This is a genomic window from Arthrobacter sp. BGA-UO-ETr-C19 (genome assembly GCF_059568005.1).
Window position 1 is genome coordinate 141,680 of record NZ_JCAQPC010000023.1, and the last position, 20,181, is coordinate 161,860.

The 20,181-nt window shown below is 68.2% G+C and carries 19 protein-coding genes and 1 riboswitch; of the genes, 4 read left to right on the top strand and 15 right to left on the bottom strand.

Translation table 11 applies throughout. The features are described from left to right. Positions 1 to 61: 61 nt before the first annotated feature. From AC57BR_RS16815 to cycA, 5 genes are all read right to left on the bottom strand, one after another. The gene (locus tag AC57BR_RS16815; protein WP_496362551.1) at positions 62 to 781 is read right to left on the bottom strand and encodes an SAM-dependent methyltransferase; all 720 of its coding nucleotides are present in this window, start codon (positions 779 to 781) and stop codon (positions 62 to 64) included. 43 nt (positions 782 to 824) lie between these two features. Beyond that, positions 825 to 1,166: a Rieske (2Fe-2S) protein gene (locus tag AC57BR_RS16820; protein ID WP_496362553.1), complete on the bottom strand. Its 342-nt coding sequence runs from the start codon at positions 1,164 to 1,166 to the stop codon at positions 825 to 827. Beyond that, positions 1,163 to 3,676 (bottom strand): nitrite reductase large subunit NirB, encoded by a 2,514-nt coding sequence (nirB, locus tag AC57BR_RS16825; protein ID WP_496362555.1) that lies wholly within the window; start codon positions 3,674 to 3,676, stop codon positions 1,163 to 1,165. The genes AC57BR_RS16820 and nirB overlap by 4 nt, the downstream gene beginning before the upstream one ends. After that, the gene (locus AC57BR_RS16830) at positions 3,676 to 4,023 is read right to left on the bottom strand and encodes a hypothetical protein (protein ID WP_003803084.1); all 348 of its coding nucleotides are present in this window, start codon (positions 4,021 to 4,023) and stop codon (positions 3,676 to 3,678) included. The genes nirB and AC57BR_RS16830 overlap by 1 nt, the downstream gene beginning before the upstream one ends. Positions 4,024 to 4,258: 235 nt before the next feature. Continuing rightward, positions 4,259 to 5,746: a D-serine/D-alanine/glycine transporter gene (gene cycA, locus AC57BR_RS16835; protein WP_496362557.1), complete on the bottom strand. Its 1,488-nt coding sequence runs from the start codon at positions 5,744 to 5,746 to the stop codon at positions 4,259 to 4,261. A 709-nt stretch (positions 5,747 to 6,455) separates the two neighbouring features. On the opposite strand from cycA, the gene AC57BR_RS16840 reads away from it, so the two are divergent. Then, a complete protein-coding gene (locus AC57BR_RS16840) occupies positions 6,456 to 8,321 on the top strand; it encodes a DEAD/DEAH box helicase (RefSeq protein WP_496362559.1) in 1,866 nt (621 codons plus the stop codon). A gap of 158 nt (positions 8,322 to 8,479) precedes the next feature. Here AC57BR_RS16840 and AC57BR_RS16845 read toward each other — a convergent pair whose 3' ends face one another. From AC57BR_RS16845 to AC57BR_RS16865, 5 genes are all read right to left on the bottom strand, one after another. Next, positions 8,480 to 9,130, bottom strand: coding sequence for an MBL fold metallo-hydrolase (locus tag AC57BR_RS16845; RefSeq protein WP_496362561.1), 651 nt, complete (start codon positions 9,128 to 9,130; stop codon positions 8,480 to 8,482). Positions 9,131 to 9,175: 45 nt separating this feature from the next. Beyond that, the gene (locus AC57BR_RS16850; RefSeq protein ID WP_496363339.1) at positions 9,176 to 9,547 is read right to left on the bottom strand and encodes a DMT family transporter; all 372 of its coding nucleotides are present in this window, start codon (positions 9,545 to 9,547) and stop codon (positions 9,176 to 9,178) included. Continuing rightward, on the bottom strand, positions 9,547 to 9,870 hold the full coding sequence (locus tag AC57BR_RS16855) for a DMT family transporter (RefSeq protein WP_496362563.1): 324 nt from the start codon (positions 9,868 to 9,870) through the stop codon (positions 9,547 to 9,549). The genes AC57BR_RS16850 and AC57BR_RS16855 overlap by 1 nt, the downstream gene beginning before the upstream one ends. Before the next feature lie 9 nt (positions 9,871 to 9,879). Beyond that, positions 9,880 to 9,947: riboswitch (guanidine-III (ykkC-III) riboswitch) on the bottom strand. Between the two features lie 94 nt (positions 9,948 to 10,041). Continuing rightward, on the bottom strand, positions 10,042 to 10,572 hold the full coding sequence (locus tag AC57BR_RS16860) for a ferritin (RefSeq protein ID WP_496362565.1): 531 nt from the start codon (positions 10,570 to 10,572) through the stop codon (positions 10,042 to 10,044). Positions 10,573 to 10,615: 43 nt separating this feature from the next. Then, positions 10,616 to 11,209, bottom strand: coding sequence for a HutD/Ves family protein (locus AC57BR_RS16865; protein ID WP_496362567.1), 594 nt, complete (start codon positions 11,207 to 11,209; stop codon positions 10,616 to 10,618). 105 nt (positions 11,210 to 11,314) lie between these two features. Between AC57BR_RS16865 and AC57BR_RS16870 the strand changes: the two genes are divergently transcribed. The 3 genes from AC57BR_RS16870 to AC57BR_RS16880 are packed head-to-tail and all read left to right on the top strand — an operon-like array spanning position 11,315 to position 13,596. Then, entirely contained in the window at positions 11,315 to 11,911 is a 597-nt protein-coding gene (locus tag AC57BR_RS16870) for a phosphoribosylanthranilate isomerase (protein WP_496362569.1), read from the top strand. Positions 11,912 to 11,941: 30 nt separating this feature from the next. Beyond that, positions 11,942 to 13,135 (top strand): MFS transporter, encoded by a 1,194-nt coding sequence (locus AC57BR_RS16875; RefSeq protein WP_496362571.1) that lies wholly within the window; start codon positions 11,942 to 11,944, stop codon positions 13,133 to 13,135. Positions 13,136 to 13,194: 59 nt separating this feature from the next. Continuing rightward, a complete protein-coding gene (locus tag AC57BR_RS16880; RefSeq protein ID WP_496362573.1) occupies positions 13,195 to 13,596 on the top strand; it encodes a YccF domain-containing protein in 402 nt (133 codons plus the stop codon). Positions 13,597 to 13,628: 32 nt separating this feature from the next. Here the strand turns inward: AC57BR_RS16880 and AC57BR_RS16885 are convergent, their stop codons facing one another. The 5 genes from AC57BR_RS16885 to AC57BR_RS16905 all read right to left on the bottom strand — a co-directional run bounded on the left by AC57BR_RS16885 (position 13,629) and on the right by AC57BR_RS16905 (position 20,174). After that, entirely contained in the window at positions 13,629 to 14,519 is an 891-nt protein-coding gene (locus tag AC57BR_RS16885; RefSeq protein ID WP_496362575.1) for a DUF4031 domain-containing protein, read from the bottom strand. Between the two features lie 131 nt (positions 14,520 to 14,650). Continuing rightward, positions 14,651 to 15,391, bottom strand: coding sequence for a hypothetical protein (locus AC57BR_RS16890; RefSeq protein ID WP_496362577.1), 741 nt, complete (start codon positions 15,389 to 15,391; stop codon positions 14,651 to 14,653). Positions 15,392 to 15,656: 265 nt separating this feature from the next. Continuing rightward, entirely contained in the window at positions 15,657 to 16,064 is a 408-nt protein-coding gene (locus AC57BR_RS16895) for a hypothetical protein (RefSeq protein WP_496362579.1), read from the bottom strand. Then, positions 16,054 to 18,069 carry a hypothetical protein gene (locus AC57BR_RS16900; protein WP_496362581.1) on the bottom strand — a complete coding sequence of 672 codons (2,016 nt, stop codon included), beginning with the start codon at positions 18,067 to 18,069 and terminating at the stop codon, positions 16,054 to 16,056. The genes AC57BR_RS16895 and AC57BR_RS16900 overlap by 11 nt, the downstream gene beginning before the upstream one ends. Then, positions 18,066 to 20,174, bottom strand: coding sequence for a glycosyltransferase (locus AC57BR_RS16905; protein WP_496362583.1), 2,109 nt, complete (start codon positions 20,172 to 20,174; stop codon positions 18,066 to 18,068). Before AC57BR_RS16905 ends, AC57BR_RS16900 begins: the two co-directional genes overlap by 4 nt. Between the last annotated feature and the right edge of the window lie 7 nt (positions 20,175 to 20,181).

The window sequence follows — 20,181 nt, forward strand, 5'->3', positions numbered from 1 at the left end:
TTGTACAGATATCGCGGGCTAAAGGGCGATTAGAGGACGATATCTGTACAAAAACTCCGGCCTAGGCGGGTGGCGGCTGCAGCCGGGTGGCGCGCAGGACGGCGTCGGCGAGCACGGCCGACTGCCCGTCCGGGCCTGTTGCTTCCCGCTCCCGGCTGGCGGCAACATCCACGCGCCACTCCGGCTGCACGATCCCGAGCTCGGCCGCGGCCTGCTCCGCAGTGAAGAACATCTCCGAATTCGCGTGGCCGGCGCCCCCGTGCGAGTGGCTGTGCTCCTGGGCCGGGCTGTCCTCCGGGTGGCGGTCCTCGTCCGATTGGCTCCGCCACGGCGGCAGGCCCCCGGGATGGTGGCCGACAATCAGCAGCGTCCCGCCCGGGCGCACGGCATCGGCAGCCACGCGGTGCGGCCGCTGCCACGGAGCCTCGGTGGAGTGCAGGAACTGGGCAGACACGAGATCGAACTGTTCCTCCGGCGCCCACGCGTCAAGGTCGCGCTGCAGCCACGTGATGCGGTTCCCTGCCGCTGAGCCCGCGGCATGCTGTTCGGCCCGTTCCAGTGCGACGGCGGAAACGTCCACCGCTGTCACCGTCCAGCCCTGCTCGGCGAGCCACAGGGCATCGGCACCCTCCCCGCAGCCCAGGTCCAGGGCAGTGCCGGGCTCCAGCCCGGCTGCTTCGGCCACCAGCTGCGGGTTGGGCCGGCCGCTCCACACGCGTGGCTGGCTTCGGTACATCTCGTCCCAATGGCGGGCGGCGCCGTCCTGCCCCTCGTGGTCCATGGGGATTACCCTGCCACAGAAACCAGGGTCCAACTAGGGTGCGTCAGGGGAGCCGCACGATGATGTTTTGCGATTCGTCGGCGAACACCGGATAACTGCGCAACGGGCCGGCCCCTGTGGTGGAGCAGCCTGTCTCCAGCTCAAAGGCGTGCTGGTGCAGCGGGCACATCACCACGGCCCGGTCGATGGTGCCGTCGGCGATGGGACCGCCCTTGTGCGGGCAGACGGCGGACACCGCACGGAGGGAACCGTCCCGCAGGCGGAACACTGCGACCTGTTCCCCGGCCACGCCGTACGCGCGCCCCTCACCCACCGGGATCTGGTCCACGGGGCCGAGGACGTGAAGTCCGCCCGCCCGCCCGCCGCTGGAAAGTTCGGCGCTCATCGGACCGGCACCTGGGGAAGAACCTCGAGGGGGAGCGAGGTGCGGAACTGGCCGGGGGTAAAGGGATCGTTGCGTTCATTCCACGGATCAACGTAGGCGTCCACCGACTCCTGCATGGCGGCGTCCAGCTGCGCAGCCAAGCCTTCGGCGTCGTCCACAATCACCGCCCGGAGGTGCTCGATCCCCACCCGCGGGACGAAGGAATACGTGCGTTCGAGCCAGTTGGCGCGCTCGCGGTAGTACTGCATGAACCGCCCGGCCAGCAGCTTCACCGTCTCGGGATCGTCCACGGTTGCCAGCAGGTCCCCCTTCCGGATGTGGGCACCCGCTGCGCCGCCGACGTAGATTTCCCAGCGGCCGCCGTCCACCGCCACCGCACCCACGTCCTTGACCAGCGATTCGGCGCAGTTCCGCGGGCAGCCGGACACCGCGAGCTTCAACTTCGCCGGCGACTCGATGCCCTGGAACCGCGACTCGATCTCGATTCCCAGCTTCGTCGAGTCACCCGTGCCGAAGCGGCAGAATTCCTGCCCCACGCAGGTCTTGACCGTCCGGAAGCTCTTGCCGTACGCGTAGCCAGACGGCATGTCCAGGTCCGCCCAGACCTTCGGCAGGTCCTCCTTGGGAACCCCGAGCAGGTCGATCCGCTGCCCGCCCGTCAGCTTCACCAGTGGAATGTTGTATTTGTCCGCGACGTCGGCGATCCGGCGGAGCTGCTCCGGGGAGGTCACCCCGCCCTTCATCTGCGGCACCACCGAGAAGGTGCCGTCGCGCTGGATGTTGGCGTGGACGCGGTCGTTGACGAACCGCGCATCGCGCTCGTCGATGTACTCACCGGCCCACATCATCTTCAGCAGGGACGCCAGCCCCATCTTCGACTTCGCATCCTCCGCACCTCCCGGAGCCAGCGCCGCAAACACGGCAGACACTGACCGCAGCCCCTGCTTCCGGATCGCCGTCATGAGCGCGGCCTTCTCCAGTGGCACGCCGGGAACATAGTAGGCAGCCGCGGGGTCCTCCTCGACGGCGCCGTCCGCGGCCCACTCCATTACCTGCCGGACCAGCAGCTTGCAGGAGCCGCAGCCCTTGCCGGCCCGGGTGGCGTCCATGACGCCGGACAGCGTTGTGCAGCCGCCCCGCACGGTGTCCGCGATCGCCTGCTTGCTGACGCCGTTGCAGTTGCAGACCTGGGCGTCACCGTCGAGTTCGGCCACGCCCGCTTCCTCGCCGGGGCCGCCGAGATCGAACATCAGCGAGACCCGCTCCTCCGGCAACGGCAGCCCGCGGTCGAACGCCTGCGTCAGGTAGGCAACCTTGCGGCTGTCCCCGAGCAGCGTTGCGCCCACGATCTTGCTGTCCCGGATCACGATGGACTTGAACACACCCCTGCTGGGCTCGGAAAACACCACGTGCTCGTCGGTGTCCCGTTCCGGGGCCTGCAGTCCCATGGAGGCGACGTCGACGCCGGCCACCTTGAGTTTCGTGGCGGTGCGGGATCCCAGGTAGACAGAGGAAGGATCTGCCCCGGTGACGTGGTCTGCCAGCACCGCGGCCTGCTCCCACAGCGGCGCCACCAGGCCGTACACCTCGCCGCGGTGCTGGACGCATTCGCCGACGGCGTAGATCTCGTCCTCGTCGGGGACCCGCATGTGGTCGTCCACCACGATGGCCCGCTCCACCGGCAGGCCGCTGGTCACCGCCACCTCCACGTTGGGACGGATTCCGGCGGCCACCACCACCATGTCGCATTCGATGTCCGGCGCGTCCCGCAGCTGGACGCCGCGCACCCTGTCGCCGCCCAGGATGGCGGTGGTCCGGCTGCTCGTGTGGACCCTGATGCCCAGCGCCTCGACGCTGCGGCGCAGGACCGCGCCGCCGTCGGGCCCCATCTGGGCGTTCATCAGGTGCGCGCCGGAATGGACGACGTCGACGTCGACACCGTGGCTTTGCAGGCCCCGTGCGGCTTCCAGCCCCAGCAGTCCGCCCCCGACCACGACGGCGCGGTGATGGTTGTCCTGCTGGGCGTAGGACACCATGCCGGTGGTGTCGTCGATGGTACGGAAGGCGAAAATCCCGGGCAGCAGGCGTCCGCCCGGCGTGTACATGCCGTCCATCGGCGGCAGGTGCGAGCGGCTGCCGGTGGCGATAATGAGGACGTCGTACGGCGTGGCCCGGCCGTCGTCGGAAAACACCAGCTTGCCGAAGCGGTCGATCTTTTCGACCCGGACCCCGGCGTGCAGCGTGATGTCGTTTTCCCGGTACCAGTCCAGCGAATTCAGGAAAATGCCGCCGGCGTCCTCCTCGCCGGAGAGGACATGGCTGAGCATGATCCGGTTGTAGTTGCCGTAGGGCTCGTCGCCGAACATGGTGATTCTGTGCTGGACAGCGCCTCCGCGGGCCAGTATTTCCTCGACGGCGCGGGCGCCGGCCATGCCGTTGCCGATCACCACAAGCCGGCGCCGGGTATCAGCCGGAGTGCTCCGCCCGGAGCGGCTGGCGAGGGCGGTCATCAGTGCTCCACCATGCCCATGTCAATCACCACGGATCCGCTGACCCCAGTGTCCGCCAGCAGCCTCAGCTCGATCAGCGAGCCGCCGTCGATGTCTTCCACAACCCGGAGCGGGACGTGGACATCGCCCTTGGCGGCAATCGGGAAGTACCGCATGGGCACGCCATCGCGCATCAGCACCACAGTGATGAGCTCGGCGGAGGAGTTGCCGCCACGGAAATAGAGGGTCTGGTTGATTACGCCGTCCGGGACGAAATGTGAGAGCTGGCTGTGGATGGGCACGGCTTTCTCGAGCCCCGCACCGTCAAACGGGAAGATGCCCTGAAGGAAGATGTTCTTCAAGATCACGGTTCGGATCCTTTCGGCGGAGGGAGGCTGCGGCCGCTGCCGTCAGCCCGGCATGGGTCCATCCTTCGCCGTGCGTGTTACAGCGCCCGGCGGCCTGTGTAATTTCCGCATGACACCTTCCTCACCGTCCGCCGGTCCTGGACCCGGCAAAGAAAACAGGCAAAGAACACAGGCACAGAAAAGCCGCGCGGCCGGACACTTCGGTGCCCCGCCGCGCGGCTTCTTTCGTGCGGAATTAGGAGTTTGCCCCGGTGACGGGAACGCTGGTCCCCTCGGCCTTCCATTCCTCGATCCGGGCCTGCTGCAGCGGCGTCTGGCGGTTGAAGTACCAGGCGGCGCCCAGCAGCAGGAACCACACCGGTGCCACGACCAGCGCGAGGCGGGTGTCCTCGGCCTGGGCCAGCGCCACCAGCATGAATACGAAGAACGCCAGCACCACGTACGGCATGAAGGAGCCGCCCGGCATCTTGAAGGATGACGACGCGTGGAGTTCCGGCCGGCGGCGGCGGAACACGATGTAGCTGACCAGGATCATCGACCAGACGAACATGGTGAGGACGGACGCCACCGAGGTGACGATGGTGAAGGCGCCGATCACGGAGTCGCCCGCGTACAGCAGGACCAGCCCGGCCAGCAGGAAGATGCAGGAGAAGAGGAGCGCGTTCTGCGGAACCTTGCGGGAGCTCAGCTTGCCGAAGGCCTTCGGGGCGTTGCCGTCCTGCGCGAGGCCGTAGACCATGCGCGAGGTGGAATAGATGCCCGAGTTGGCGCTGGAGGCCGCGGAGGTCAGGACCACCAGGTTGATCACGACGGCGGCGATCCCCAGGCCGGCGAGGGTGAACATGCCGATGAACGGGCTGCTGGCGGGGTCGATGCTGCGCCACGGGTTGACGGCCATGATGACCACCAGGGCGCCCACATAGAAGAGCAGGACGCGGATCGGGATCGAGTTGATGGCCCGGGGAAGGTTCTTTTCCGGGTCCTTGGTTTCGGCGGCCGCCGTGCCCACGAGTTCGATGCCGGCGAAGGCGAAGATGGCGATCTGGAAACCGAGGATGAAGCCGAACAGGCCGTGCGGGAACATGCCGCCGTCGTTCCACATGTTCGCCAGGTTGGCCACCGCGCCGCTCGGCGACGTGAAGTTGGTGGCGATCATGACCACGCCGGTGACGATCAGGGCGAGGATAGCCACCACCTTGATGATGGCGAACCAGAATTCCGCTTCGCCGAAGGCCTTGACCGTGGGGAGGTTCAGCAGGATGAGTACCACGGGTGTGATCAGCGCCGGGATCCACAGGGGCGTGCCCGGAGCCAGCTTGTCCACGTAGCCGGCGATGGCCACAATGTCGGCCACGCCCGTCACCACCCAGAAGAACCAGTAGGACCAGCCGGTGAAGAAGCCTGCCCAGGGGCCAAGGATGTCGCCGGCGAAGTCGCTGAAGGACTTGTAGTTCAGGTTGGAGAGCAGGATCTCGCCCATGGCCCGCATGACGAAGAACAGCATGAAGCCGATGATCATGTACACGAAGATGACGGACGGGCCGGCAAGGGAGATGGTCTTGCCGGAGCCCATGAACAGGCCGGTGCCGATGGCGCCGCCGATAGCCAAAAGCTGGATGTGGCGGTTGCCAAGTCCGCGGGCGAGGTGCGGTTCCCTGCTCTGGCCGGGTTCAGGACGTTCTGTGGAGGGTTGAACGGAAATGCTGGTGGTGCGTTCAGACATCAAGTCTTCTTCCTTGTCACAGGTGCCGGCACGTGCGGGAGATTGCCGTGCCGGCCGCGTCGGTCCGCCCAAGATGTGACGGAACTAACAATTGGGATGGTGTTAAGACTATGAGCGGCGGGACGCTGCAATGTGCGCCTGCCGGCCGCGCCGCCTGACGGTGGGCAGGCAGGATGGCCGCGCACCGGGCGGAGCGGTCCGGCCGAAAAAGCGCATTCCCGCAGTCCAGCCGGGAATCGTACCCGCCGGCAGGAGATTCGCGGGGAGGGCGAATCGCCGCAATAGTCTTCGACATATGTCCAGCATGCCAGCCTCAAATGTCGTCCATTGTTTGTCCGTGAGCTGCGTCACGCCTTCGGGAGCGGTGCTGCGCAGGGGCGAACGGCCCCGGCCGGCGGCCCGGCTGAAGCCGCAGAGAGGTCTGGAAAGGGGTCCTAAAAAAGGGTCGGAAAGGGGCTGGAATAGGCCTGGGAGGCCCTGATGGTAGACTGATGGGACTTGATGTGCAGTGATGCCCGCTTATGGTGGGCTTTTTTCATGTGAGAGGCACATCCTGCGTCGATGAACGCTATTGGTCCCGGCGGCCGCTGTCTGAACACTGGCAGCAGCCCGGTTGACCACCTGACTTTTCTTCGGCGACCCCCTGCGCCAACCGGCGTCGGGGGCCGATATCCGCTGGATACCGCCTGAAAGACCCTGATAAACGCATATGACTACTTTTGCTGCCCTCGGCACGCCCAAGGCACTCACCGACACCCTGGCCGCCCAGGGCATCGAATCCCCGTTCCCCATCCAGGTCAAGACCCTGCCGGACACCCTGTCCGGCCGTGACGTCCTGGGCCGCGGCCGCACCGGCTCCGGTAAAACCATCGCCTTCGCCATCCCCCTCGTGGCCCGCCTCGCCGAGCGCGAAGCCGCCTACTTCCGCAAGCCCGGCCGCCCCATGGGCCTGGTCCTCGCACCCACCCGTGAACTGGCCACGCAGATCAACGCCACGATTGAGCCGCTGGCCAAGGCCATGGGCCTGAACACCACGGTGATCTACGGCGGCATCTCCCAGGCGCGCCAGGAGAAGGCGCTGCGCGCCGGCGTCGACATCGTCATCGCCTGCCCGGGCCGGCTGGAGGACCTGATCCGCCAGCGCATCCTGACCCTCGAGGCCGTCGAGGTGACCGTGCTGGACGAGGCCGACCACATGGCCGACCTCGGCTTCCTGCCCGTGGTCAAGAAGCTCATGGACATGACCCCGAGCCAGGGCCAGCGCCTGCTGTTCTCCGCCACCCTGGACAACGGCGTGGACAAGATCGTCCAGCGCTACCTGTCCAACCCGCTGACCCACTCCGTGGACGATCCGCAGGCCGCGGTGACCACCATGGAGCACCACGTGCTGGTAGTCAACGACCAGACCGTCAAGAAGCAGCTGATCGTTGAACTGGCCTCCGGCGCCGGCCGCCGTGTGCTGTTCATGCGGACCAAGCACCACGCCCGCAAGCTGGCCAAGACCCTGACCGACGCCGGGATCCCCGCCGTCGACCTGCACGGCAACCTCTCGCAGAACGCCCGCGACCGCAACCTCGCCGAGTTCTCCTCCGGTGAGGTCCGCGTCCTGGTGGCCACCGACGTCGCCGCCCGCGGTGTGCACGTCGACGACGTCGAACTCGTCATCCACGTCGACCCGCCCACCGAGCACAAGGCGTACCTGCACCGCTCCGGCCGTACCGCCCGTGCCGGCTCCGACGGCACCGTGGTCACGCTGACCCTGCCCGAGCAGCAGACGGACGTCAGGAAGCTCATGAAGGCTGCGGGCGTCGACGTCAGCTTCGAGCGGGTCACCGCCAGCTCGCCTATCGTTGCCGATCTGGTGGGCGAGATCGCCGACAAGGTCGACCCCCGGACCCGCGCCGCGCTGCTCGCCGCGAAGGCCAACCAGGGCGGCGGCACCTCTACCGGAGCCAACGCTGAGCGCAAGCGCGCGCGCCGCCAGGCATCACCCACGGCCGGTGGCCGCGGCGGGCGTGGCGGCCGCGGACGGGTTTCCGCCGAGGCTCCCCGCACGGATCTGCCCCGCGCCGAACGCCGTGCGGCGGCCTACGAGGGCCGCGCCGCTGCCCGCGACGCTGTAGAGCGCGTAGCAGAGCAGAACGAGGACCGCGCCACTGCGGCAGCTGCAGCCCGCCGCAACGCCCGTGGCCGCGGGACCGCCGCCAGCACGCACCGCAACGACGTCCCTGCGGCTGGCGGCCGTTCGTCGGCCGGCCGCGGTTCGGATGGGCGTGCGGCGGAGGGCCGGGGCGATTCCCGCTTCACCCGCAGCGAGGCTCCCCGTGGCGGCACCGGCCGCCCGAGCACCGGAGGCCAGCGCAGCGGACGTCCGGCCACCGGCCAGCGGGCAGCGGCCGGCAAGACCGGCGGCTCCAAGGCCGTTTGGTCCTCCACCACCGGCGGCACGTCGGGCGGCTCCTTCTCCGGCGGATCCTCCGCGGGCGGCAGCGGCCGCTCCGGTGACGGCCGTCCGGCCCGGAAGGCCCCGCGCCGCGCGTCGGCCCCGGCGTCGAACGAGCGCCGCGGCCGCTAAGGTCCTGGCGACACGCTAGATAGCTGTCGACACGCAAAATGCCGTGCGCTGCGGGAATTCCCGCAACGCACGGCATTTTGCGTAGCGCAAGAAGCGTCGGCGGGCCCACGCCGGCAGGGTTCGCTGGCCGAGCTTGCGAGGCGAGGGGCCGGCGGGGACTACCAGCCGCGGGCGCGCCACTCCTCAAGGTGCGGGCGCTCTGCGCCGAGCGTGGTGGGCTTGCCGTGGCCCGGGTGCACCACGGTATCGTCCGGGTAGACGTCGAAGATCCGCTCGGTGACGTCGGCGATCAGCTGGTTGAACCGCTCCGGGTCCTTCTGGGTGTTGCCCACGCCGCCGGGGAACAGTGAGTCGCCGGAAAAGATGTGGGCCGGTCCCTCCGGATCCTGATAGACCAGCGCCACTGAACCGGGGGTGTGGCCTCGCAGGTGGACGGCCGTGACGTCGAACCCGTCGAAGTTCCCCACGTCGCCGTGGTCCAGCGGCACGTTCACCGTCACGGGCAGCTCCGGGGCGTCGTCGGTGCCGGCAGCGGTCCTGGCTCCGGTGGCTTCGACGAGGCCCGGCAGGGCGCGCACGTGGTCCCAGTGCTGGTGCGTGGTGGCGATGAGTGCCAGCTTCGGCTCGCCGGACGTGTCCGCCGCGGCGTCCGCCAGCAGGCCCTGGATCGCCGGCAGGTCATCCGCGGCGTCAATCAGCAGCTGCGCTCCGGACCCCTTTGCCGTCAGCAGATACACGTTGTTGTCCATCTCGCTGACCGAGATCCGGCGGATGGTGATGTCCCGAAGTGAGTGAATGAGCGTGTCCATGAGCCCAGTCTAGGGAGGAGCCCCCAGTCTAGGGAGGTGCCCAGCCTAGGGAGCCGGATCAGCCCCGCGCCGACGGGCACGGCCCGCCGGCAGCATCTTGAGCCCGGCCGCGCATCCCACAATCCCCCCGATGAACAGCACCTTCAGGAGGCTGAAGGGCTCGACGCCGGTGGCCATGGCCCAGCCGACCGTCAGCGCCGCGCCGATTCCCACCCAGACGGCGTAGGCGGTGCCGAGCGGGATGTGCTTCACCGCCATGCCCAGGCCCTGCATGCTGAGAGCGGCCGTCACCACGAAAACAACGGTAGGCAGTGGCCGGGTCAGGCCGTCGGACAGGCCCAGCGCCGTAGCCCAGACAGCTTCCAGGACGGCGGAGGCGAGCAGGATCATCCAGGCCGCGGCAGGCTTCGCGAGCATCACGCCACCGCCTTCAGGCCAACCACGCAGGCAGCGATGCCGGCGAGCAGCAGCAGCCGCGCCGCCGTCGGCCGTTCAACTTTGGCCACGATCGCGTAGGCGGACGTCAGCACCACGCCCACGCCGACCCACACCGCGTACGCGGTGCCGGTGGGAATGGACTGCATGGCGATGCCGAGGCCTGCTGTGCTGGCCAGCACCGCGATGAGGAAGAGGGCCCCTGCGGCGACCCGGCGGCGGCCCGAGGACTGGGAAGCGCGGTGCAACGCTGCCGCCCACACCGCCTCGAGGGCGCCGGAAAGAATGAGGATGAACCACGACATGACAGATCCTTTGGCCAGTCTTGTCGCGCACCGGGTACTGAACCGTCGTCCGGAGGTCCGGGGTGGGGGACCTTGGCATTTACCCTAGCAACGCCCGACGGCGGCGGCCAGCGTTGGTGGCAAATCTCACCGTTGGATGAAGCCGGGGGCTGCTGCGACAGGGCAGCCAGGTCAGAGGGCGCCGCCGGCCGCTTCCGGTGCTCCGGTGCCGCGGCCGGCATCGCCGATGGTTTCCCGGGCGACGAAGTTCTCGATGTCGAAGCTGTTGTCGGCCCGTTCGGCGATGTTCAGGAGCGTGGTCATCGAGGCGACCTCCTCCACCTGCTCCTTGAGGAACCAGAGCATGAACTGCTCGCCGAGTGCGTCGTCCTCGGCCCTGGCCGCGCGGAACAGGCTTTCGATGCTGCGGGTGACTTCCTTCTCCTGCTGCAGCGCGAGCGCGAGCGGGTCGGTGACGGAGGCGAAGTCATTTCGGACGGCCGGAACACCAGGGATAGGGACGGACACGCCGCGGTCCACCATGTACTGGACCATCATCATGGCGTGGTTGCGTTCCTCCACCGACTGCCGGTAGAAGTACTTGGCCAACTGGGGCAGGTCCTGGTTGGCGAACCAGACCGCCACGGCAACGTACTGCTGGGAGGCCGCGAATTCGTTGCCGATCTGGAGCAGCAGGAGATCACTGAACTTTGACTTGGTCATGGCACCGAGTCTAGGTTCCGGCACCGGCCGCGACCAGAGCCGCTTAGCCGGTCACCGGATCGATGGAGACCACGGCCAGAAAGCCGCGGCCCAGGATTTCCGGCGTTTGGCTGTCCGAACCCACCACCGCGTCGTAGCGGCCGAGTGGCACGGGGGCGCTGTCCTGCTCCACATTGGCCGCGGCCTGTCCCTGCAGCAGGATGCCCAGCTGGCCCTTGAACACCGGATGCGCGCGCTTCTTGGACAGCTCCACGATCGAGGTGTACGCCTTGAAGGCCCCGTCCCGGGCGATGACGTTGAGGTTGCGGATGTCCCCGGTGGGCAGGGCGGAGGAGGAAGCCGCGCCGCCGGGGAACCGGAAGGGCCGGTACTTTTCGAGCGGGTGCTCGGTCCCGTCCACGGCCAGCAGCAGCAGTTCGCCCTCGACGACCGTCAGCACACGTTCCATGCCGGGAAAGGTGGAATATTCCCCGGCGCTGGTGACGTCGGCGATGCTGACCCGCCAGTCCCACGCCCCGTCTGCTGATGAGGCGGCCCCTGATGAAGCCGCGCCGCGATGGCTGGCCAATTCCCGTGTGACCCCGCCGCCGTTGCGCCAGGGCTGGGGTTTGAGGTCGGCGAAGCGGATGATCTGCATCAGTCCAGCCTATCCGGGCGTTGCCCGCGCCCTCCCTCCCCGCGTAAAGTCGGCGACGGATCGCTGCGGCTGTGGGCGACGCGTATAACTACAAGGAGCCGGTAAATGTTCGTCAAAGTCTGCGGCCTGAGCACGCCTGAATCAATCCGGGAGGCCGTGGAGGCCGGAGCGGACGCCGTGGGCTTCGTGCTGACGGCCAGCCCCCGGGCGGTGTCGCCTGCGCAGGTCACCAAGCTCGTGGGGGCGGTGCCCGACGGTGTGGCCGCCGTCGGGGTGTTCCGTGCCGAACCGGCAGTGGACGCCGTGGCCATCGCCCGCGCGGCCGGGCTGAGCTGGATCCAGCTTCACGGTGAGCGCACCCCGGACGACGTAAAAACGGTGCACGACGCCGGCATGAAAGTGATCCGCGCCGTCACCATGGGCGCCGCACCGGACACGTTCGCCGATTGGGGAGAAGAGCTGCTCCTCATCGACGCCGCAGTTCCCGGTTCCGGCGAGGCCTGGGACTACGGCTCCGTCCGCGCCAAGGGCCTCGAGGGACGGCAGTGGCTCCTGGCCGGTGGCCTTGATTCCGCCAACGTGTCCCAGGCCGCCCGGGATGCGGGGGCGTGGGGCGTGGATGTCTCCTCCGGCGTCGAACAAAGCAGGGGAGTGAAGGACCTGGCCAAGATCAGGGCGTTCGTGTCGGCAGCCAAAGGCTGACCGCCCCGTGACCCCGGCATTCACAGTCCCGTGACTCAGGCGACGCGCGCCCCGACACCCGCGGCACCCCTCTACGCTGCCGGGTTCGTGACCGCGTTCGGCGCGCACAGCATTGCCGCCGGCATGGGCGCCCAGAGCGGAAACATCGGACTGACCCTGCTGAACCTGGGCATCCTGCTGGCCGTCTACGACATCTCCGAGGTGTTCCTCAAGCCCGTCTTTGGCGCGTTGAGCGACCTGATCGGCGCCAAGCCGGTCATCGTCGGCGGCCTCATCGGCTTCGCCGTCCTGTCCCTGATCGGACTCTGGGCGGCCGATCCGCTGCTGCTGGGCCTTGCCCGGCTGGGCCAGGGCGCCGCGGCCTCGGCGTTCTCCCCGGCGTCCTCGGCGATGGTGGCCAGGCTGTCGGCAGGGAAGAATGCCGGGACCTTCTTCGGCAGGTACGGGTCCTGGAAGAGCCTCGGGTATGTGGTCGGCCCGCTGCTCGGCGCGGCGCTGATCGCCGCCGGCGGCTTTGCGCTGCTGTTCGGGGCCCTGTCGGTGCTGGCCGCAGCCACCGCCCTGTGGGTCCTTTTGGCCGTGCCGCACCTGCCGCCGCTCCCGCGCCAGCGGTACACCGTTCTGGACCTGGCCCGGCAGGTCGCCGAGCGCAGGTTCCTGGTGCCCACCCTGGTGCTGGCAGCATCGATGGCGGCCATGGGGGCGGCCATCGGCTTCCTCCCGGCCCTTGCGGTGCAGCACGGCCTGGATCCGGTGGCCGGTACGGCCGCCGTCAGTGTGCTGGCCGTCGCCTCCCTGCTGGTCCAGCCGCGGATCGGAGCGATGCGCGACATGCACCGCATCGGCGACGCCGGCGGGATGCGCGCGGGCCTGCTGCTCACCGCCGCGGGGGTGGCCCTGGTGGCCATCGCCCCGGGGCCGGTCACCATCTTCATCGCCGCGGCGGTCATTGGCGCCGGCGTGGGCGCGGCCACGCCGCTGGGCTTTGCACATTTGGCGGACAGCACGCCGAAGGACAGGATGGGACGGACCATGGGGTCGGCCGAGCTGGGACGCGAACTCGGCGACGCCGGCGGCCCCCTTCTGGTGGGAGCCGTGGCCACCGCCGCCTCGCTGCCGCTGGGCCTTGGGCTCCTGGCGCTGCTGGTCGCGGCTGCCGGGGTCCCCCGCCTTGGCCAAAGTGTGGATGTTGCCAAAGGTGAAAGTTCGCAGCGCCCAAGTTAAGGGTTAAATCAGGGCAGGTCCCGAGGCCATCCAGGCTCCGCGAGCGGCAGAATGGACGGATGAAGACACTCCTGAACATCATCTGGCTGGTTTTCGGCGGTTTCTGGCTGGCGCTCGGCTACTTCGCGGCCGGGATCATCTGCTGCCTGCTCATCGTGACCATCCCCTGGGGCATCGCCTCCTTCCGGATCGCGTCCTACACCTTGTGGCCCTTTGGGCGGATGGTGGTGGATAAGCCGGGCGGAAACGGCGTCTTTGCACTGCTCGGCAACGTTATCTGGCTGCTGGTGGCCGGCATCTGGATCGCGATCGGGCACGTGGTCACGGCAATCGCTATGGCCCTGACCATCATCGGCATCCCGCTGGCCATTGCCAACCTGAAGCTGATCCCGGTTTCGCTGATGCCGCTGGGCAAGCAGATCGTGCCCACGGACAGGCCGTTCATCACCGCCTACCGCTGACCCCGCACCGGCCTGTCAGTTCAACCGGCCTGTCAGTTCAGGCGAGGCGCCGGTCGGGCCAGTTCGCCCTGCAGGTTCCGCCGTGCGGCGTCCAGCCACAGCTTTCGGGCCCGCTCGGTATGGAAGAGCGGGTCCAGTGCCAGTAACTGGCGGACGACGTCGGCCCTCCCGGCCGCGAAATCGGCGTCGCCAATGTGCGCATAATCTTCCCGGACGGCAGCCACATATCGGGCGTAGGGCTCCGGTTCCCCGCCCAAAACTGACAGGTCGGCGTCGCAGAGGAGGGCGCCGTCGTCGTCCCCTTCCGCCGGCCGGTGATCCGAGGTGAGCCGGACCAGCCGCGCCACCTCTTCCACGTCGCCATCCGGGAGGCCGGCCTGGCCGAGTCTAAGTTCGGCGAGCCGGGCGGATTCCTCCTCGTCCTGGCCGGCGACTCCCCGGTAGACGGCGTCGTGGAACCAAGCCGCCAGCAGGACGGTGCGCGGCGGCCGGGCGGGTGCGGTGAGCAGGTCCAGGGCTTCCAGCACGGCGAGCAGGTGGGTGCAGCCGTGGTACCTGCGGTGGCTCTCGCTCCAGCGGTCCAGCAGGTCCAGGAACAGGGCGTCCTGGCCTGGCATCACCATGTTCCAGCGGTTGAGCAAGGGAGTCTTGAGGGACTTCGTGCGGCTGCGGGCCGGGATCCGGAGCCCGCTGGCGATCAGTTTACGGACCAGGACCCGGGCCTCCACTTCAATGGCGCCGGCAGCCACCAGATCGTCATAGCGGCGCTGCGGGACGTCGTAGTGGTCGCCGTCGAATGCCCGCTCCGGGATGCCCGCGGCGGCTGCAAACGCGTGCAGTTCCACCAGGGAGGTGTCCGAAATCAGGTGCGAAAACAGAGTTTCGTGGGCAGGCCAGAGCGGCGGATCGAGGTAGACGGCCATGGGGGAGAGTCTAGTCGGTGCCCGCACGAGTCCGCGCCCGCGCAGCACGAGTCCGCGCCCGCGCAGCACGGCACGGCAGGCGTACTACCGGCCACCGCCTGCCGTGCCGTAATAGGGCGAACCCGCTGCAGCTACGACGTCTTCTTGACGATGACGTCGTCGATGTATTCGTCACCCATCTGGCGGGAGTGCTCCGCCCCAAGCTGCACATGCGTCAGGCTTGAGACGCCGAGGTTCACCGCGCTGCTGGAGAACTCCAGTGCTCCGTCAAACCACACCTTGATGGTGGAGGCACTGCCGTTGGCCGTGACCTCCATCTGGGCGCGGTGCCAGGTGCTCAGCGGGATGCTGGAGGACTTCAGCTTGGTGTAGGAGAACGTGCCGTTCGGCGCCGTGATGCGCAGCCACAGCTGGCCGTTGCTGTTGTAGCGGTAGATGTCCGCGATCCGCGTGCCGTTCGAGAAGAACCGCAGGTACGGGACATCGTTCCCTGTGACACCCGCCGTGGTGATGTTGAACCAGCCATCGGCATTAGCCTTCTTAGCGGGGGTGGAGCCCAAGGAGACCGACATCTTCGCCACCGAGCCGGAGTCAGCGGTCACGTGCAACTTCGCGGAGCAGGTGCCCGTCCGGCGCTGCGACGTGCTGATCGTCGCGGCTCCGGTGGTCGCCGTCGAGGGGACGAACGGTGTGAAGGACGCCGCCTCGAAGCTCGTGGCAGCCACGGAGGTGCCGGTCAGCGAGTTTGTTGGCAGTGTCTTGGAATTGCTGCAGGTCACAGCATTGGCCACCGGGGACGATCCGAGGATCAGCCCGCCCGTCATCAGGACGCCGACGGTGCCCAGGGTGCCCAGTTTCTTCAGCTTGCTCATTTGGTAGTCCTCACTATCGTGTTCGGTTCAGGGGTCGCCGGCATCATGTGCCGGTCCCGGTCCAGCGGCGGACAGGCCGCGCCAGGAGCGAAACGCCGTCAGAGCAGTTGGATGAGCCTGGTCAGAAGCGAAACGCAGATTAGGGAAAGGAGAGCCGCTGCGGCGTACACCGCAGCTTTCGGCAGGGGGGCATCCGGCCGAACTATGCGCAAGGCATCACACGTGACCACTGCCACGACGGTGGCAAAGCCAGCCAAAAAGACGATCATGACGCACCTGCCGCGGAGACCGTGGACCTCTTGGCTCCCAGGACCAGCAGGAGGAGGGTGACCAGTGACAGCACGAGCACTGCCACGGGCGGCGCCCACATCCGGGCAAAGACCATGGCCGTCGCGACAATCGTGGAGAGGGCCAGGCTTGACGCCACGGCGATGGAGATGGCCAGCGGAAGGGTGCTCTGCGCGGCCGAGCGGTGGGCGCCGGCGCCGTCGGCGTCGTCAGTGCCTGACGAGCCGAGCCGAATATAGAGCACCAGGGCCGTTCCCGGGCCGGCGAGCATCAGAAGGCCGATGACCACCATCCGCAGTCCCTCCGGACCGAAAAATGCCAGCGGCACCGCGGCAACTGCAACGGCGGCCACCACCCATGCGATGTGTTTACGTTCAATTGCCATTGCCTGCTCCTTGAATGTGGAAGACCACCCCACCGGCGTTCTCAAACAACTTCGACCAGCCCGGCGAACTGCCACAGGTGGCGATAAAGCGGTCAAGATCCCCCGGGGGTGTTGTTTCGAGAAGGTCCGCGGCCCGCTTCTGGCTTGTGGTGACGATCAGGTAGGCACCTGACTGCTGGGCGATCCTGTTGGCCGGATCGCAGGTCAGCGGTTCCGCGCCGGGCCTCGGCTCGGCCAGAAGCAGGGCGCGGTAGTCGTAGTCCGCGTACTTCTGGAACTTCCATGGAGTGTCGTGCACCACCTCAATGAGGACAGATCCCTGCGGGGCCGTCGCGTAGAGCTGGTTGACCAGTGCGATTTCGTCCGGCGCGAACTTCTCCATGCTGTCGTTGCCGTACCGGCTGACGACGGTGGCGGATGCCAGGACGGCTCCCATCACCAGCAGCGCAAATGCACGGCGCCAGCCGGGACCGCCGGGACGGTCCGGCAGGAGCGTCAGTACGGCGAGGCAGGCTGCGAACGGCAGGCTGAACAGGTACAGGCGGATCAGCAGTTCGCCGCCGTAGGGCTGGCCGGGAATGAGGGTGAGCGGAGCAAGTGCCCCGAGCGCCGCGGTAAGCCAGGCTGTGCGCCGCCGGTGCGCCAGAAAAGCCCCGAATGCGGCCAGAAGCCAAACCAGGGCCACTTCGGCCAGCCGGGTGTAAACCACCAGCACGTGGGGGTCGCTGCCGCCAACCCTCTGCGTCATGACCCCGAGGGTGTGGGCCTCGACGTCGCCGAACGATCCGAACAGCTGGGCCAGGTGGCCGTCAAAGAAGTCGCTCGCCACAAACACGAGCCACCCGGACGCCAGTACCACTGCAAGGATCGGCAGGGACGGCATCCGGAGCCGGCCGCTCAGGAGGAACACGGTGAGGATCGGGATGGCCGCGAAGGGCGTGAGCTGGTGCGAGGCCGTCATGGCCACGAGGAGGCCGGCGCTGATGACCAGCAGGATTGCGGTGTCCACCGGCGGAGGGCTGGACATCCCCTGGTGCGGGACAGTCGGATCAAGCCTGGTCACGTGGTGGGCCAGGAACCTCGTGAAGCGGTTGCTGCCGGTCGGCCAGGCCCAGCCGCTGAAGGCGCTCAGCAGGCATGCGACCAGCGTGACCAGGAGCAGGAAGGCGTAGGCCTGCGGCGCGAGGTAGTCCTGCCCCACCCAGCTGGCCAGATAGAAGAGCCAGACGCCGGCCCATGCCTGCCGGGGGCGGGAGGTAAGCCTCCTGGCCAGGGCCAGGAGCGGCGCCAGCAGCAGCAGGTTCATTCCAAGGGGTGCCCATGTGGCGATGCCCATCAGGTCCCTGACGCCGGTGGCACCGGACAGCAGCCCCAGAAAAGAAAAGAATCCGGGCCAGTTGAAGTAGGCGTCGAGGTTCGTGTCCAGCTGCCCGGAGCTGGCAATGTAGTCGGCGACGCCAAGGTGGCGGTAACTGGCCGTCAGCCGGGGCAGGCCGTGGACGATGGGGTCGGCGGCGTGCAGGATCACCACGAGGACCAGCACCTGGGTGGCCAGCAGCGCCGGGGTGTGTCGGCGCAGGTTAAGCGTTGCCACGAACCCGGTCAGGCTGAGGAGGACGGCAATGAAGAAGGCCGGCGGTACCGCCTCCACGAGCCCCGTCCCGCCAATCCGGGCAGGATCTACGGTGAGCAGGCTCCAGATCCCGAGGGTAAGCGCCGCGACCGCCAAGGCAGCCAGCGTGACCAGCTTCCAAGGTGGTGTGGGGCCGTGATGTACGACGGCGGGCGGTTCCGTCCCGCCGTGCCTGGCACCACTGTGCTTGGTTTCGGCGTGCCCATCGTGCTTGGTGTCACCGTGTTTAGCGTCGTGGTGGCCGCTGCCGTGCTGGGTTTCGCCGTGCTTCGGCTCGACGTGCCGGTGCGGGGCATGCGAGGGCGGCGCCGGCGTCGGTGGGGCCGGTGACGGTGGCGCCGTCGGTGCTGTGGACGTGGGTTCAGGTGTCATGGCTTCTCGATTTCCGTCGGCTGGTTAAAGACCGCTGATGCAACCTGGACCGGTCCAGCGGCGGGCATTGCGGAGGTCAGCATCCGAAGGCGCCAGACGGCTACCAGGGCTGCGGCGGCCTGGGCGGCGGACCAGAGGGCCGAGACGCCGGTGAGGCCGAACTGTTGGGCGGTGAAGGCGGCCGGGGCCACGATGAGGACGGCTGCGGACACCGCCACCGCCGTAGCTTCGGCGAGCCGGCCCCGGGCGCGGCACAGGCCGAAGTAGACCTGGGTGACGCAGCCGAGCAGCACGGCCGGCACCAGGACGGGAATCAGGATGGCGGCCGCGGCATACTCCGGGCCAAGGAAACGAAGAAGGAAAGGGCCGGCGGCCAGCAGTAGCACAATGGCGGCCAGAGTGAAGGCGAGGCTGGCCTTGAGCGCCGACGAGACCAGCCCGGGACGTGACCTGCCGCCGGCCAGTGCGGTCTGGAGCGAGAGTCCGGCGGATTGGGGCACAAAGAAGACCGCTGCCGCCATCATCCATACCATGTACCAGGACGCCGTTGCCGCCGGGCCGAGGACAGCGGCCACGATCAGCGGCAGGACGTAGCCGGGGGCGCGGTCGGCGAGCATCAGCGCATGGTTCGGCAGGCCGGGCTTCAGCAGCCGCAGGGCCGGTCCGACGCGGAGCCCGTGCTTCCAGTCGGGTGACACCTTGGCGCGGTGGAGCTGGCGGAGCCCGAGGACCACGCTGGCAAGGGCTCCGGCGGCCACCGCCCCGACCACCACTGCCATTTCCCGGATTCCGCCTGCGAGGGCAAAGGCCAGCACAGCCAGCTGCACGACGCTCTGGGTAAGGCTCCTAACCAGGGCACGGTCGGAGCGTTCCTGTGCCACGCCCACATGGTCCAGCTGGTACGCGGCCGCGGCAAATAGGGCCGTAACGGCGAACAATCCGGTCATGACGGGATCGTTCCAGGCCAGGCCGACGCCGGACCCCACCCAGGAGGTTACCGCTACCACGGCACCGGACAAAATCACTGTGGAAACCCCGACGGTGAGGAGGCTGCTGGCAACCAGCCGGCGGCCGCCGTCGGACTGTTCGGGGAGCAGGGTCAAAGTGGCCGGCCCCACTCCCAACATCCCCAGCTGCACGGTCAGGAGCGCTGCGGCCACCACTGCGGAACCCATGCCGAGTTGCGCGGGCGGGAGCATGATCGCGGCCATCGCCCAGAACACGAAGCCGGTGGCCATCGGGGCCACCCGGGCGGCGGTCAGCCAGGCCGCGTTCCCGCTCACGGACAGCCCGGTGCCGGGCGGACGCATAAGTTCGCCGAACATCGACCTGTAGTTGTAGACGAGGAAGCAGGCCCAGTACGCCAGGAACCGGGGCGCATGCAGCAACGACATGCCGACGCCGCGGATGGTCGCCAGCAGCGGCAGCAGCACAAGCCATCCGGCACGGCCGGGGTGCTTGCGGGCCGTGCGGGCCAGCCCGGCGCCGTCCTGGAGCCACTTGTCGCGGGCGGCGTCGAACGTGTCCATGAACCGGTGCCGCACCGCGGTGGTGCTGGAAACGCCAAGCCGGTAGCCGCCCTCTTCGAGCCTGATCCTGAGCTCGATGTCCTCACCCGAGCGGAAGGTGTCATCGAACGCCACGGACAGCAGGACTTTTCGGAACATGAGGGTGGCGCACACGCCGAACCACGAACGGACCCGGCTGTGGATGTGGTGCCAGGTCAAGGCCGCGCCCCAGTACCCGGGGCCGTCCGCTTCACTGACCAGACCGAACTGCAGGCCGTCGTAGCCGCAGGCCTTAAATTCGTCCAGGAGCCCGCCCAGGGCGCCCGGCGGCAGGACGACGTCGGCATCGATCAGGGCAACCAGGTCGGAGCAGGCGTTCTCGGCGCCGAGCATCCGCGCTGCCGGCAGGCCGCGGCCCTCGTCCGAGATGACGCGGGCGCCCATGGACAGCGCGATCTCCACCGTGTTGTCCGTGGAACAGCCGTCCACCACGATGATCTCCCGCGGCCTTTCGGCGCGGATGGACTCGAGGCATTCGCCCAGCCAGCGGGCTGCATTGCGCGCAGGAACCACCACGGACACCTCGAGGTCGCTCACATGCGCG